At 67.9% G+C, this 13859-nt stretch carries 15 protein-coding genes; 1 reads left to right on the forward strand and 14 read right to left on the reverse strand.

Features of this window, described 5'->3' with window-relative positions; translation table 11 throughout:
* From CVA01_RS15125 to CVA01_RS12875, 3 genes are all read right to left on the reverse strand, one after another.
* On the reverse strand, positions 1-224 hold a 224-nt coding region (locus tag CVA01_RS15125), incomplete at its 3' end, for a hypothetical protein (RefSeq protein ID WP_218024588.1).
* A gap of 174 nt (positions 225-398) precedes the next feature.
* Complete coding sequence (locus tag CVA01_RS12870) at positions 399-1001, reverse strand: hypothetical protein (RefSeq protein WP_073884690.1); 603 nt, start codon at positions 999-1001, stop codon at positions 399-401.
* A 12-nt stretch (positions 1002-1013) separates the two neighbouring features.
* Positions 1014-2396 carry a glycine--tRNA ligase gene (locus CVA01_RS12875; protein WP_014009607.1) on the reverse strand — a complete coding sequence of 461 codons (1383 nt, stop codon included), beginning with the start codon at positions 2394-2396 and terminating at the stop codon, positions 1014-1016.
* Between the two features lie 305 nt (positions 2397-2701).
* Between CVA01_RS12875 and CVA01_RS12880 the strand changes: the two genes are divergently transcribed.
* Positions 2702-3139, forward strand: coding sequence for a Fur family transcriptional regulator (locus CVA01_RS12880; RefSeq protein ID WP_014009606.1), 438 nt, complete (start codon positions 2702-2704; stop codon positions 3137-3139).
* Here the strand turns inward: CVA01_RS12880 and CVA01_RS12885 are convergent.
* Genes CVA01_RS12885 through hemW form a run of 11 tightly spaced genes read right to left on the reverse strand, consistent with a single transcriptional unit; the run spans position 3129 to position 13849 of the window.
* Positions 3129-4244 carry a VIT1/CCC1 transporter family protein gene (locus CVA01_RS12885; RefSeq protein ID WP_141331243.1) on the reverse strand — a complete coding sequence of 372 codons (1116 nt, stop codon included), beginning with the start codon at positions 4242-4244 and terminating at the stop codon, positions 3129-3131. The two genes, CVA01_RS12880 and CVA01_RS12885, sit on opposite strands and share 11 nt — an antisense overlap.
* Positions 4241-4978, reverse strand: coding sequence for an isoprenyl transferase (locus CVA01_RS12890; protein WP_141331245.1), 738 nt, complete (start codon positions 4976-4978; stop codon positions 4241-4243). Before CVA01_RS12890 ends, CVA01_RS12885 begins: the two co-directional genes overlap by 4 nt.
* Before the next feature lie 11 nt (positions 4979-4989).
* Positions 4990-5763 (reverse strand): DNA repair protein RecO, encoded by a 774-nt coding sequence (gene recO, locus CVA01_RS12895; protein WP_141331247.1) that lies wholly within the window; start codon positions 5761-5763, stop codon positions 4990-4992.
* Between the two features lie 3 nt (positions 5764-5766).
* Entirely contained in the window at positions 5767-6744 is a 978-nt protein-coding gene (gene era / locus CVA01_RS12900; RefSeq protein ID WP_244938307.1) for a GTPase Era, read from the reverse strand.
* The gene (locus CVA01_RS12905; RefSeq protein ID WP_041629907.1) at positions 6734-8101 is read right to left on the reverse strand and encodes a hemolysin family protein; all 1368 of its coding nucleotides are present in this window, start codon (positions 8099-8101) and stop codon (positions 6734-6736) included. The genes era and CVA01_RS12905 overlap by 11 nt, the downstream gene beginning before the upstream one ends.
* Positions 8098-8649 carry an rRNA maturation RNase YbeY gene (gene ybeY, locus CVA01_RS12910; protein ID WP_041629906.1) on the reverse strand — a complete coding sequence of 184 codons (552 nt, stop codon included), beginning with the start codon at positions 8647-8649 and terminating at the stop codon, positions 8098-8100. The genes CVA01_RS12905 and ybeY overlap by 4 nt, the downstream gene beginning before the upstream one ends.
* The gene (locus CVA01_RS12915) at positions 8646-9656 is read right to left on the reverse strand and encodes a PhoH family protein (RefSeq protein ID WP_141331249.1); all 1011 of its coding nucleotides are present in this window, start codon (positions 9654-9656) and stop codon (positions 8646-8648) included. Before CVA01_RS12915 ends, ybeY begins: the two co-directional genes overlap by 4 nt.
* Before the next feature lie 34 nt (positions 9657-9690).
* Positions 9691-10446, reverse strand: a complete 756-nt coding sequence (locus CVA01_RS12920) for a 16S rRNA (uracil(1498)-N(3))-methyltransferase (protein ID WP_141331251.1) — start codon at positions 10444-10446, stop codon at positions 9691-9693.
* A 3-nt stretch (positions 10447-10449) separates the two neighbouring features.
* Positions 10450-11589 carry a molecular chaperone DnaJ gene (dnaJ, locus tag CVA01_RS12925; protein ID WP_041629905.1) on the reverse strand — a complete coding sequence of 380 codons (1140 nt, stop codon included), beginning with the start codon at positions 11587-11589 and terminating at the stop codon, positions 10450-10452.
* A gap of 45 nt (positions 11590-11634) precedes the next feature.
* Positions 11635-12672, reverse strand: coding sequence for a heat-inducible transcriptional repressor HrcA (gene hrcA / locus CVA01_RS12930; RefSeq protein ID WP_141331253.1), 1038 nt, complete (start codon positions 12670-12672; stop codon positions 11635-11637).
* A gap of 19 nt (positions 12673-12691) precedes the next feature.
* Positions 12692-13849: a radical SAM family heme chaperone HemW gene (gene hemW, locus CVA01_RS12935; RefSeq protein WP_141331255.1), complete on the reverse strand. Its 1158-nt coding sequence runs from the start codon at positions 13847-13849 to the stop codon at positions 12692-12694.
* Between the last annotated feature and the right edge of the window lie 10 nt (positions 13850-13859).

The raw sequence follows: 13859 nt of genomic DNA on the forward strand, positions 1-13859 counted from the left end.
GGGGGCAGCGGAGTGAGATAGTTCCACGCAGTGTCGGGTTCAATGGTGCCGGTATAGACCCGACTGTCGGAGAAGATGCACTCCACAAGTTCCAGAACTTCCTCGCGGCCTGCACAGTTCGCGTTATAGTCATTCGCCCCGGGTGCTCCTGTCAGGGGTATCCAGTCCCGCATCTCATGAATCTCGTCCAGTACGTTTCGCACCGTGCCCCGGTTCGGCGCCATGACCTCAACGCCTCCTTTGATCGACAGCCATGTCTGACCGTACCCCGAAAGTATTACCGGCCTTCGTCCTGGCGAACTGACAAAACCCCAGGTCGCGGAAAGTTCAACCGGCAGAAACCGGTAACACTTTCACCGACCCGGGGTTTCCCCCGTGATTGGAAGCCGCCCAGGCCCCTACAGCACCCCGATGAGGTACAGCACGATCAACGGGATGAGGATGACCAGGAAGATCGTGATCGCCCACGTCGAGGAGATCACCCGCGACTCCATCATGTGCCGTGCCACCCAGGAGATGAAGACCTGCGCGTCCAGGGGCAGGGACTGCCCCGCACCCTCGAACTGCACGTGGATGTTCTTCAGCGCCCCGGACTCTGACTGGAACTGACCGATCTTCGTCGCCGCGGCGAGATCCAGCTCCTCCTGCCCCGGACCACCCTTACCGGAGGCGTCGAGGATGATGAACTCCTTGCGCGACTCCTGGTGCACCACCACCTGGTGACGGTCGACCGTGCAGAGCACGTTCTTCGACCGGCCGAAGGACTCGGCGTCCCCGGTGGCGGTGAAGACCTGGGAGCCGGTGTCCGGCGAGGTGGTCGCCCGCATCACCGGCTGCTTACCCGCCTCCAGCTGCCAGGTGTCCCCGGCGAAGCGGAGGGTGGCCGTGTCGCGCTCGACGCAGAACTCACCGACCCGCTCCATGTCGGCGACAGCGCCGGCGTAGATCGGGAAGGTGTGACCGTCTGACGGCGCGGTCCAGCGGATGTCCGGATTCGGCATGTCGTGTCCGGACTAGCAGCCGGCGAGCTCGGCGGCGAGGTAGCTCTGCAGCTTGTCCAGGCTGACGCGCTCCTGGTTCATCGTGTCGCGCTCGCGCACGGTCACCGCGTTGTCCTCGAGGGTGTCGAAGTCGACGGTCACGCAGAACGGGGTGCCGATCTCGTCCTGGCGACGGTAGCGGCGTCCGATGGCACCGGAGGTGTCGTAGTCGACGTTCCACAGCGCGCGGAGGTCATCGGCGATCTTCTCGGCGGTCGGGGTCAACGTCTCCTTCTTGGACAGCGGGAGCACGGCGACCTTCACCGGGGAGAGGCGACGGTCCAGGCGCAGGACGACACGCTTGTCGACGCCACCCTTGGTGTTCGGGGCCTCGTCCTCGGAGTAGGCGTCCACCAGGAAGGCCATCATGGCGCGACCCAGGCCCGCCGCCGGCTCGATCACGTAGGGGATCCAGCGCTCGCCGGTGGCCTGGTCGAAGAACGACAGGTCCTCACCGGAGTGCTCCATGTGGGTCTTCAGATCGTAGTCGGTGCGGTTGGCGATGCCCTCCAGCTCGCCCCACTTGGAGCCGGTGAAGCCGAAGGCGTACTCCACGTCCACGGTGCGCTTGGAGTAGTGGGACAGCTTCTCCTGCGGGTGCTCGAACAGACGCAGGTTCTCCGGGTCGATACCCAGGTTGACGTACCAGTTGTACCGGTCGTCGATCCACTTCTGGTGCCATTCCTCGTCCTCACCCGGCTTGACGAAGAACTCCATCTCCATCTGCTCGAACTCGCGTGTACGGAAGATGAAGTTGCCCGGGGTGATCTCGTTGCGGAAAGACTTGCCGGTGTTCGCGATACCGAACGGCGGCTTCGACCGGGACGCACCCATGACGTTCTTGAAGTTGATGAAGATGCCCTGGGCGGTCTCCGGACGCAGGTAGTGCAGACCCTCCTTGTCGTCCACCGGACCCAGGTAGGTCTTCATCAGACCGGAGAAGGCCTTCGGCTCGGTCCACTTGCCGGGCTGGCCGGTGTCCGGGTCGTTGATGTCCGCCAGGCCGTTGGGGGCCTCGTGGCCGTGCTTCTCCTCGTAGGCCTCGAGGAGGTGGTCGGCACGGTAACGCTTGTGGGTGTAGAGGGACTCGACCAGGGGGTCGGTGAAGACCTTGACGTGGCCGGAGGCCTCCCAGACCTGACGCGGCTGGATGACCGAGGTGTCCACACCGACGACATCCTTGCGGGAGGTCACCATGTGACGCCACCACTGGCGCTTGATGTTCTCCTTGAGCTCCACGCCCAGGGGACCGTAGTCCCAGGCGGAGCGGGTACCGCCGTAGATCTCGCCGGCCGGGAAGACCAGGCCCCTGCGCTTACAGAGGTTGACGACGGTATCGATGCTGCTGGACGTCATGTGTTTCGGCACGCTCCTCGAGAGGCTCACGGTGGATAATCAGGACCATCCTACCGGGGTTCCACGCCGAAGCCACTTCCCGGGGTACCCACCGGAAAAAGGCATTAAAAAAGGGCCCGCGAAGTTGGGGGGGATTATCGCGGGCCCCGGCCACGCTGTCCTCGAAAGGATGGGGCCTTGTCCCCCGTAAAGTGGCCGCGGGCGTTGGGGGGGGGTTAACGCCCGCGACCGGGGAACTGCCACTAATCTACGTTCCGTCGGAAGGTCTGTCAAATACTTCGTCCGGGGATTAGGGTGGGGTCATCATGGACACTGCACGAGACACATCAGGAGCCCTCCCCCGCATCGGTCAGCGCACCACGAAGCAACGCACCGCGGTGGTCGCGGCACTCGGTGAACTGACCAGTTTCACCAGTGCCCAGGACATCCACTCCGCCCTCACCGCCGACGGCCGGAAAGTTGGCCTGACCACGGTGTACCGCACCCTCCAGCAGCTCACTGCCGCGGGCATGGTCGACACTCTCCAGGACGATTCCGGGGAGATGCTCTACCGCAGCTGCACCACCGACCATCACCATCACCACCTGGTCTGCACCTCGTGCCGGAAGACCGTCGAGATCGACGGTGGACCGGTCGAATCCTGGGCCGCCACAGTCGCCGCCGCGCACGGGTTCACCGTCACCGGGCACACTGCCGACGTCTTCGGTCTGTGCCCGGACTGCGCGGCCTCCGCTAGCCGGTAGCTACGTCGAAGACGTTACCCAACGCGAAGGTCACGGCGGCCGCCCCCAGGCCGATCGCCAGCTGACGCAGCGCACGCATCAGCGGCGGCTTGCCGGACAGCAGCCCCACCAGGGCACCGGTGCACAGCAGGGCGACGCCCACGAGCACCGCAGCCACCACCATCGAACTGAGTCCGGTCATGCCGAAGATCAGCGGCAGCACCGGGATGACCGATCCTGCGGCGAAGCACAGGAAGCTCGACAGTGCCGCGGACAGCCCCGACCCGCCCTGCTCGACCTCGGCCTGCGCGCCGTCAGCCACGGGCTCCCCGTCGGTCTCCACGGCAAGGGCGTCGTTGACGTCACTCATCCGTTCGAAGACGAGGTGCGCCTTCTCCTGCGCGGCCTCGGGCTCCATGCCGCGGGCACGGTAGACGAGTTCCAGCTCATTGCGTTCCACGTCGAGCTTCGGCAGCGCCTCCTTCGTCCCCGGATCCGGGATGGACGCGTCCAGCAGTTCCTTCTGGGAGGTCACCGACACATACTCGCCGGCCGCCATCGACAGCGCGCCGGAGAGCAGGCCGGCGATACCGGCGGCGAGCATGGTCGACTGCCCGGCACCGGCACCGTACATGCCCAGCACGAGGGCGAAGTTGGAGACCAGCCCGTCATTCGCGCCGAAGATCGCCGCCCGGAAGTCGCCGGACATCCGCGAGCGGCCCCGGGTCGCCAGGCCACGGACGATCTCTGCGTGGATCTTCTCGTCGGCGGCCATCGTCGCCAGATCGTCACTGCGCTCGGAGTCGGTGAGGTAGTTGTTCCGGTCCTCGGCGGACTGCATGAGTGCCAGGACGAACACCGACCCGAACCGTCGGGCCATCCACGCGGTCAATCGGGTACTCAGGCTGGCACGCAGCGGCAGCCCGACCTCGTCGCCCAGGCGGTCACGCCAGTACTGCTCGTGGCGGGACTCCGCCTCCGCGATCCCCAGCAGGATCTCGCGCTCCTCACCGGTCTTCTTCCGGGCGAGTTCGCGGTACACCGCCCCCTCGGCACGTTCGTCGGCGAGGTAGCGGCGCCACCGCCTGAGCTCCTGTCGCGTGGGCTGCTTCTCCGGCTCCGTCATTTCACACCTCCGAAGCGCCGGTCGCGCCGCGCGTACTCGTACACGGCGTCCTTCAGGTCCGCCCGCGTGTAGTCCGGGAACAGCACGTCCTGGTACACCATCTCGGCGTAGGCGGACTGCCACAGCAGAAAGTTCGAGATCCGCTGCTCCCCGGAGGGACGCAGGAACAGGTCGACATCCGGCAGCCCCGGCTCATCGAGATAACTCTCGACGACGTTCTCGTTGACCTCGCGGGGTTTCAGCTTCCCGGCGGCGACATCACCGGCGATCGCCCGGGCGGCGTCCGTCAGTTCCGCGCGCCCACCGTAGTTCACGCACATCACGAGGGTCATCCTCGTGTTGTCCTTCGTCTGTACCTCGGCCTTCTCCAGCTCGGAGATCACCGAGCGCCACAGCCGGGGTCGCCGCCCGGCCCAGCGCACGCGCACGCCCTTGGCGTCCAGTTCGTCCCGGCGTCGCCGCAGCACGTCCCGGTTGAAGCCCATGAGGAAGCGCACCTCATCGGCGCTGCGACGCCAGTTCTCCGTGGAGAAGGCGTAGGCGCTGAGCACGTCCACCCCCAGCTCCAGGCACTCGTCGACCATGTCCATGAGTACGGCCTCGCCCCGCTTGTGCCCCTCGGTGCGCGGCAGCCCCTGTTGGGTGGCCCACCTGCCGTTACCGTCCATCACCAGGGCGATGTGGCGGGGGATCAGTTCGGCAGGGATCTCGGGGCGCGACTCGGAGGCATTCACGGCACCTGAGTCTACAGGGCCGCGTAGGCCGGACAGCCGCTCTCCGTCTGGTACCTTGTGTGCGCCAGCAGCAGCCGGTGGGAGGACGCCAGGGTCTGCGTCCCCCCGGGCGAGGCCGCCAGTTCAGCCACCGCCGCCTCTCGCCCGTGCGCCAACCACCACAGGGCACGCACCGCCGCGGGATCAGGCTCCACCGCACCCGGCGGCCGGCAGCGCACACACACCGCTCCCCCGGCGTGCGGGTGGAAGGCCCGGTGTGGCCCCCGCGCCCCGCACTGGGCACAGTCCACCAGGGAGGACGCCCAACCGGCGACCTCCAGTACCTGCAGTACGAGACGGTCCGCCTGCGTTCGGGGGGGCAGCGGCGAGACCCCGAGATCCCGCAGTGCGGCGTCCAGCAGGTCGAAGATCCGGGTGGCGTCCTCCCCCTCCCCGTAGTCCCCGCGGACCGTCAGTTCGGCGATCTCCAGCATTGCCACCGCAGCGTAGTACCGGTCGACGTCGGCGACGATCGGCGGGGCGTAGGTCCGCACCGCGGCGGTGTCCGACAGAGTCGCCAGTCCACCGTCGATCTTCGCCCGGTTGCGGCCCGGGTAGATGAGCACATCCACCCGGCAGAACCGGTCGAGCCGGGCGCCGAACCGCGACTTCGTCCGGCGCACCCCCTTGGCCACGCCACGGACGATGCCGTGGTGGCGGGTGAGCAGGACGATGATCTGGTCGGCCTCGCCCAGGTCGTGGGTGCGGACGACGAAGGCCTCGTCCCGGTAGTTGGGACGGGCCATCTCTCAGAACCCGAGCTTGCCGAGCTGCTTCGGGTCGGACTGCCAGTTCTTCGCGACCTTCATCCGCAGGTCGAGGAAGACGTTCTGGCCCAGCAGGTCAATGAGCGATTTCCGGGAGTTGTGGATGATCCGGCCCCAACGACGGTTGTCCTTACCGCGCAGGATCCTCTTCTGGCCCTCACGCTCGAGGAAGATCACGGCGTGGATCTCGAGGACGCCCTCGCGCTCCTCGGAGGGGAAGACCTCGTCGATCTGCACGGCCACCGAGTGCGGCAGCTCGTCGTGCAGGCCGGACAGGGCGGCCTCACGGATCAGCTCGGACATGCGGGTGTCGCGGTCGTCGTCGGTGATGTGGTCGTCGGGGTAGAACTTCGGGCCCTCCGGCAGTTGCTCGGTGATGACGTCCAGCAGGACGTCCAGCTGCACCTGCTCCTTGGCGGAGACCGGGATCACCTCGCCACCGTCCAGCAGATCGTGCAGCTCCATGAGCTGCGCACCGACCTGGTCCTTGGACGTCTTGTCGAGCTTGGTGACGATGCCGATGACCGGGGTCTTCGGTGCCGAGGCCCGCACCGCGTCGAGGATCCACCGGTCACCGGGGCCGATCTTCTCGTCGGCGGGGATACACAGGCCGATGACGTCGACGTCGGCGTAGGTCTCCTTGACGACCTCGTTGAGCCGCTCGCCGAGCAGGGTGCGCGGCCGGTGCAGACCAGGGGTGTCGACGACGATGACCTGGGAGTCCCGCCGGTGGACGATACCGCGGATCGGGTGGCGGGTCGTCTCCGGCTGATCGGCGGTGATCGCGATCTTCTCCCCGACCAGGGCGTTGGTCAGCGTGGACTTGCCGGTGTTCGGCCGACCCACGAAGCTCACGAAGCCACTGCGGAAGCCGTCCGGCGTGCTGAAGTCGACCGGTGCCGCGGCAGCGTCGGGCAGGTCCTCCGGGATATCGGGGAAGTCGAAACTGTCACTGCTCATCGGTTGCTCCGTTGTCTGTGTCTGGCGCGCTGTTCACGCGGTTGTCTTCGCTCTGCTCGGGCCGTACCGGCCCGGTCACCACGATGGTGCGTACCTTGATCCTGCCACGTCGGTCCCGTCCGCCCTCACACACGAGGTGCAGTCCGGCGACATCGACCTCCGCGCCCGGCAGCGGGACACGGTCGAGTTCGAAGGCGACGAGGCCGGCGACGGTCTCGACATCCTCGTACTCTTCCTCGTCGAACTCCACGCCGGTGTCCTCGTAGAGTTCCCTCAGGTCGTCGAGGCTAAGCCAGGACACGACCCGGAACTCGCCGGGGCCGAGAGCCTCGACATCGCCGACGTCGCCGTGATCGTACTCGTCGCTGATCTCACCGACGATCTCCTCCAGGATGTCCTCGATACTCACCAGCCCGGAGGTGCCGCCGTACTCGTCGATGAGGACGGCGATGTGGATCTGGTCGCGTTGCATGTCCTCCAGCAGATCGGCCAGCATCCGGGAGTCCGGGACGAAGAAGGGTTCGCGCATGAGATCGCTGACCGGGACCGAGCGCTGCTCCGCCGGGGCGTCGAAGGTGGCGGTGACGAGGTCCTTGAGGTAGACCACGCCGACGACGTCGTCGACGCTTTCCCCGACCACCGGCACACGCGACAGTCCGGACCGGATGCACAGCCGTGTCGCCTGGTCGGCGGTCTTGTGCTGTTCGATCCACACCATTTCCGGCCGCGGCACCATCACCGTGCGCACGGTCGTGGTCCCGAGGTCGAAGACGGACTGGATCATCTTCTGCTCGTCGACCTCCACGACGCCGCGCTCCGAGGCGATGTCCACGGCCTCGCGCAGCTCGATCTCGGAGGCGAACGGGCCGGCCTTCAATGCACCGCCACCGGCGAACAGGCCGCCGACGCGGATGAGCAGCCGGGAGATCGGCGACAGGATCTTCGCCGATACCAGCAGCACCGGTGCCGCCTTCAGCGACAGCGAGTAAGGGTTGCGGCGTCCTGCGGTCCGCGAGATGACGCCGACGATGACGTAGATCAGCAGGGACGCCACGACCACCGCCACGGCGACGGCCCATCCCGTGGGTTCGATGAGGTCCTCGGCGACGATGGTCACCAGGACTGCGGCGCCGGCCTCCAGCACGGTGCGGATGAGCACCAGGAGGTTGATGTGGTCGGGTCGGTTGTCGATGACCCGCTGCAGCCGGGCGGCCCCGGGGCGTTCATCCTTGACGAGCGACTCGACGCGGGCGACCGAGAGCTGCGCGAGCGCGGTCTCCACCGAGGAGACCACACCGGCCACCGGCACCACCACGGCGGCGACGGCGAGCAGGACGACAAGGGTGAGTCCGGTCATGAGTCGGCGGAGTCGTCCCTGTCAGCGGCGGTCGGGAACGCCCCGGCGCCGGTGGGCTTCGGGGCGAAGCTCACGCCCCGCTCCTCCTGCGAGTCGTACCAGTTGGCGAGGATCTCGTTCTGCAGCGCGAACATGCGCTGCTCCTCCTCCGGCACGACATGGTCGAAACCGAGGAGATGGAGGACGCCGTGCACGGTGAGCAGGTCGAGCTCATGGGCCAGCGGGTGGCCTGCCTTGTCCGCCTGCCCCTGGGCGAAATCGGGGCACAGCATGATGTCGCCGAGCACACCGGGCCCCGGCGGCGGGCCGTCCTTGCGTCCCCAGCCGGGGGTGAGCTCGTCCATCGGGAAACTCATCACATCGGTCGGTCCCGGCAGGTCGAGCCAGCGGACGTGGAGGTCGGCGATCGTCTCCAGGTCCACGATGTGGATCGACAGTTCCGCACTGGAGTGGACGTCCAGGCTCCACAGGGCGAAGCGGGCGACGTCGATGAGCTCCTCCTCGTTCACCTCGCCCATGCCGGACTCGTTGTAGACCTCGATACTCATGCCTTGTCTCCTTCCTGTTCCGCCTCGAACAGGTCATAGGCCTCGATGATGCGTCCGACCAGGTGGTGGCGGACCACGTCGGAACTGTCGAACCGGGTGACGGTGACCCCGTCGATGCCCGACAGCACCTGCCGGGCCACGGTCAGGCCGCTGACCTGGTGGCGGGGCAGGTCGACCTGGGACAGGTCACCAGTCACGACGATCTTCGACCCGAAGCCCAGCCGGGTGAGGAACATCTTCATCTGCGCCGGGGTGGTGTTCTGTGCCTCGTCGAGGATGACGAACGCACCGTTGAGGGTGCGGCCGCGCATGTACGCCAGCGGGGCGATCTCGATGACACCGGACTCGATGAGCTTGGGCACGGCCTCCGGGTCGAGCATGTCCCCCAGGGCGTCGTACAGCGGGCGCAGGTAGGGGTCGATCTTCTCACCGAGGGTGCCCGGCAGGAAGCCGAGCTTCTCGCCGGCCTCCACCGCGGGCCGGGTGAGGATGATACGGGTGACCTCGCGCTTCTGCAGGGCCTGGACGGCCTTGGCGACGGCGAGGTAGGTCTTGCCGGTACCGGCCGGGCCGACACCGACGACGACGGTCGACCGGTCGATGGCGTCGACGTAGTCGCGCTGGCCCTGGGACTTCGGGCGCACGGACTTCCCCCGACGGGTGACAATGGCGTCTCCGGCGATGCTGGTCAGGGTCGTGGCCGCGGTCACCGGCGTGGTCTCGGCGTCATCGTCGTCGACGAGGTCGACGGCGCGTCGCGTGAGATCGGGGGTGATGACGTGCCCACGGGAGGCCATGGACTCGAGTTCCCGCAGGACGCGGCGGGCGCGGGAGACCTGGGCGGCCTCGCCGCGCAGGGTGACGTGGTTGCCGCGGCTCAGCAGGTCGGCGGCGACATGGTCCTCGATGATGCGCAGGTTCTCGTCGGCGGTGCCGGCGACGGCCTGTGCGGTGGCCGGGTCGAGTTCGACCGTGGTGGAGGCGATGCGCCTCGGTGGTTGCTTCACATTTCTCCTGTGTACTTCTTCCGACCGTTGCAGTCTATCGCGCCCACCGCGAGGTGAGCACTCCGATCGCACCGAGGGCGACGGCGGCGGCGCTGGCGGTCCGGTACACTTCCGGTCCCAGCACGACCGGCTGCCCGGCCTCCACCTCACGCGGCGAGACCCCGCCCTCTGGTCCGATGACGAGGACGATCTCGTCGACGTCGAGGTCGAGCTGCACCAGCGGGGTCGCAGCCTCCTCGTGCAGCACCAGGATCAGGACGCTGTCGACGGGCTCCGCCCACGGCCGGTCGGCGAGGGCGTCCGCCAGGTCGTCGATGTCGGTGAGCAGGTCACCGACATGGGCCCCGTCGAGCCGACGGGACTGCTTCATCGCGGAGACCGCCGCGGCCTCCCACTTCGCCCGGGCCTTCTCGGCCTTACCGGGCTTCCCGTCCCACTTCGCGATACAGCGGTCGGACTGCCACGGGATGATCCGGTCTGCCCCGGCCTGCACGGCCAGATCGACGGCGAGCTCGGAACGCTCGGACTTCGGGATCGCCTGCACCACCGTGACCCGCGGACGCGGCGACCGGGCCGGCAGCACACCGGAACCTGTCACCGTGTCCGCGGTGCCGAACGCGGCACTGACCCCCCGCCCGGAACCGTCGGTGAGCACCACCGGTTCCCCGGTGCGGATCCGCTTGACGGCGGCGTGCTTCGCCTCGGCGGCGGGCAGTGTGAACTGACCGACCTCCCCGACCCGTTCCAGCTGGTCGGCGAGGTCCGGGACGAGAAAGACGGGATCAGTCACCGGTTACCTGCTGAACTTCCCGCGCAGCCGCGAGAACAGGCCGCCGGAGCGCTCGTTCTCGGTGGTGCGCACACCGGCGGTCTCGCCGGACCTGTTCTGCAGTTCCTCGAGGAGCTCACGGGAACGCTTGTCGAGGTCGGTAGGCACGGTGACATCGACATGCGCGATGAGGTGGCCGGCGCCCTCGCGGCGCAGGTGCGGCATACCGGCACCCTTGACGCGCACCACGGCCTCCGGCTGGGTGCCGGGATCCACGGCGACGGTGGTGGTCGAGCCGTCGAGCATCCCCACGTCGACACTGGTACCCAGGGCGGCGTCCACCATCGGGACGTGGACGGTCACGTGCAGGTCGTCGTCCTCCCGCACGAAGCACGGGTGCTCGGCGACATTGACCTCGACGTAGAGGTCACCGGCAGGTCCACCGCCGGGGCCGACCTCACCCTTGCCGGACATGCGGATACGCATACCGTCGCGGATACCGGCGGGGATGTTCACCGGGATGTCACGGCGGGCCTTGACCCGGCCGTCACCGGCGCACTCCTCACAGGGATCCGGGATGATCTCGCCGGTGCCCTGGCACCGCGGGCAGGCCCGGGCGACCTGGACACGGCCGAGGATGGACTGCTGGATCTCCATGACCTGGCCCTGACCCTGACAGGTCGGGCAGGTGTCCGGATCGGCCTTCGTCTTCGAGCCGGTGCCGTCGCAGACGTCACAGAGCACGGCGGTGTCCACCGTCACCTCACGCTGGACACCGCTGAAGCACTCCTCCAGCGTGAGCTCCATGCGCAGCAGTGCGTCATTGCCGGGACGCACCCGGGAGGCCCGCGGGCCGCCACCGGTTGCTCCGCCACCGAAGAAGGCGTCGAAGATGTCACCGAATCCGCCGCCGCCGAAGCCGCCGGGGGCACCTCGGCCGTAGCCGGGATCCTGGGGGTCTCCGCCGGCGTCGACGATGCGTCGCTTCTCGGGGTCGGTCAGGACCTCCTGCGCGACGGACGCCTCGCGGAACTTTTCCGCGGCTTCCTCGGAGGGGTTCACGTCCGGGTGGTACTTGCGGGCGAGTCGACGGTAGGCCTTCTTGATCTCGGCGTCCGTCGCGTCATGCTCGACGCCGAGGGTGGCGTAGTAGTCACGAGCCAAGGGAATACTGCTTCCTTTACGTTCTAGGAGTGGTTCCAGAGCATTCTACTCCCCCGCCAGTATCCTGCTCACATAGTGGGCGACCGCATGCACCGAACTGATTGTCCCAGGGTAGTCGAGGTACGTCGGACCCAGCACACCCATGCCGCCGAGCACCGCCTCGCGCGAGCCGTACCCGGTCGACACCACCGTCGCGGACTGCAGCTCGGCGGTCGAGTTCTCCTCGCCGATGGTGACGTTGACGCTGAGGTCACCGAGGTCGCGGACACCGGACAACAGTCGCAGCACCACGACCTGCTCCTCCAGTGCATCGAGGACGCCCTCGAGCTCCCCGACCCGCACGATATTCGGCGTGCCGGCGATGACCAGCCGGTCGTTCGGCCGGTTGAGCAGGGTGTCGACCAGGACAGTGGCGCAGGTCAGGGCGGCGTCCTGCAGTTCGGCGGGGACGCGCGGATCATCACCGGCGGCCATCGCGGCGATCTCCGCCGACGCGTCGTCGAGGGTGTGGCCGACGAGTGTGTCGTTGATGAGGTCCCGTAGCCGCGGCAGGTCCTCGGCGGGCAGGGCCGTCATCAGGTCCACGTTGCGCTGGTCGACCTGGCCGGTGTCCGTGATGAGCACGAGCAGCAGGCGGGTGTCCGCGAGCTGCACGACCTCACAGTGCTTGACCCGACCACGCCGCAGGTCGGGCAGCTGGGCGACGGCGACCTGGCGGGTGAGCTGGGCGAGCAGCTGCACACTGCGGCGCAGCACGTCCTCCATGTCCACCCCGTCCTCGAGGAAACTGAGCACCGCCCGGCGTTCCGGCGGGCTCAGCGGCTTGATCCGGTGGATGCCGTCGACGAAGACCCGGTAGGCCTTCTCGGTCGGGATCCGCCCGGAGCTGGCGTGCTGCTGGATGATGAATCCCTCGGACTCCAGCACCGCCATGTCATTGCGCACCGTCGCCGAGGACACCCCGAGACTGTGCCTGTCGACGAGCGCCTTCGACCCCACCGGTTCCTGCGTGGAGATGAAGTCGGCGACGATGGCCCGCAGGACTTCACTGCGCCGCTGATCCGCCGTACTCACTTTCGCCATGCCCGACAGTCTAGTCGTCTCAGTCGTCCTCTTCGACGAGGATGTCGGTGATGATGCCGTCGGCCAGCAGGCGTCCTGCGTCGGTCAGCCGCGTCCGTCCGTCGACCTGCTCCAGCAGGCCGAGCCCGACGTGCCGGGCGACAGCCTGCGGTGCGTGGGCGACCATGTCGTCCGGCAGTCCCTCGGCCAGTCGCAGACCCGTCATGATGCGTTCGGTGTGCACGTCGGCGTCACTGAGCGGCTCGGTGGTGACCACCGGAGAGTCGCCCGACGCCAGGGCCTCGGCATAGCGGCGCGGCAGTTTCGCGTTGACCAGGCGGGTGATGCCGGTGCTGCTGCCGTCACCGTGCAGCCGGACACAGCCGTGGGCGCCGGGGCCGGCACCCCACCACTGCCCGCCACGCCAGTAGACGAGGTTGTGGCGGCACTCCCCGCCCTGCCTCGACCAGTTGGAGACCTCGTACCAGCCCATGCCGGCGTCCTGCAGGGCCGCGTCGATCATCTCGTATCGGTCGGCGTAGACGTCCTCGTCCGGGGCAGGCAGCTGCCCCTTGCGCACCTTGCGGGCCATCGCGGTGCCGTCCTCGACGATGAGCGAGTAGGCCGAGATGTGGTCCACCCCGGTCGACAGCGCGGCGTCGATACTTCGTCGCAGGTCATCGTCGGTTTCCGTCGGCGTTCCGTAGATGAGGTCGAGGTTGACGTGGTCGAAGCCGGCAGCGAGTGCCTCCTGCGCCGCGGCGGTCGCCCGCCCCGGGGTGTGGTTGCGTTCCAGCACCTTGAGGACATGGGCGGACGCCGACTGCATGCCCAACGAGATCCGGGTGTACCCCGCCTCGAGCAGGGCGCTGAAGAACTCCGGGGAGGTCGATTCCGGGTTCGACTCCGTGGTGACCTCCGCACCGGGGGCGAGTCCCAGGCTGCGTCGGACCGCGCCCAGGACGCGGGTCAGGCCGTCCGCCCCCAGCAGCGAGGGCGTCCCTCCCCCGAGGAAGACGGTGGACGGCGGTCCCGGCCGGTCCCACTCGGCCGCGGCCCGGTCGAGCTCGGCCTCCAGCGCGTTGAGGTACGTCCCGACCGACGAGGTGCCGTCCTCGCCGGGGGTGTAGGTGTTGAAGTCACAGTATCCGCAGCGGGTGGTGCAGAACGGGACGTGAATGTACAGGCCGGTGTCCACGGGGTCGAGG

It is taken from the genome of Corynebacterium variabile (assembly GCF_006539825.1).
GTDB classification, from domain to species: Bacteria; Actinomycetota; Actinomycetes; order Mycobacteriales; family Mycobacteriaceae; genus Corynebacterium; species Corynebacterium variabile.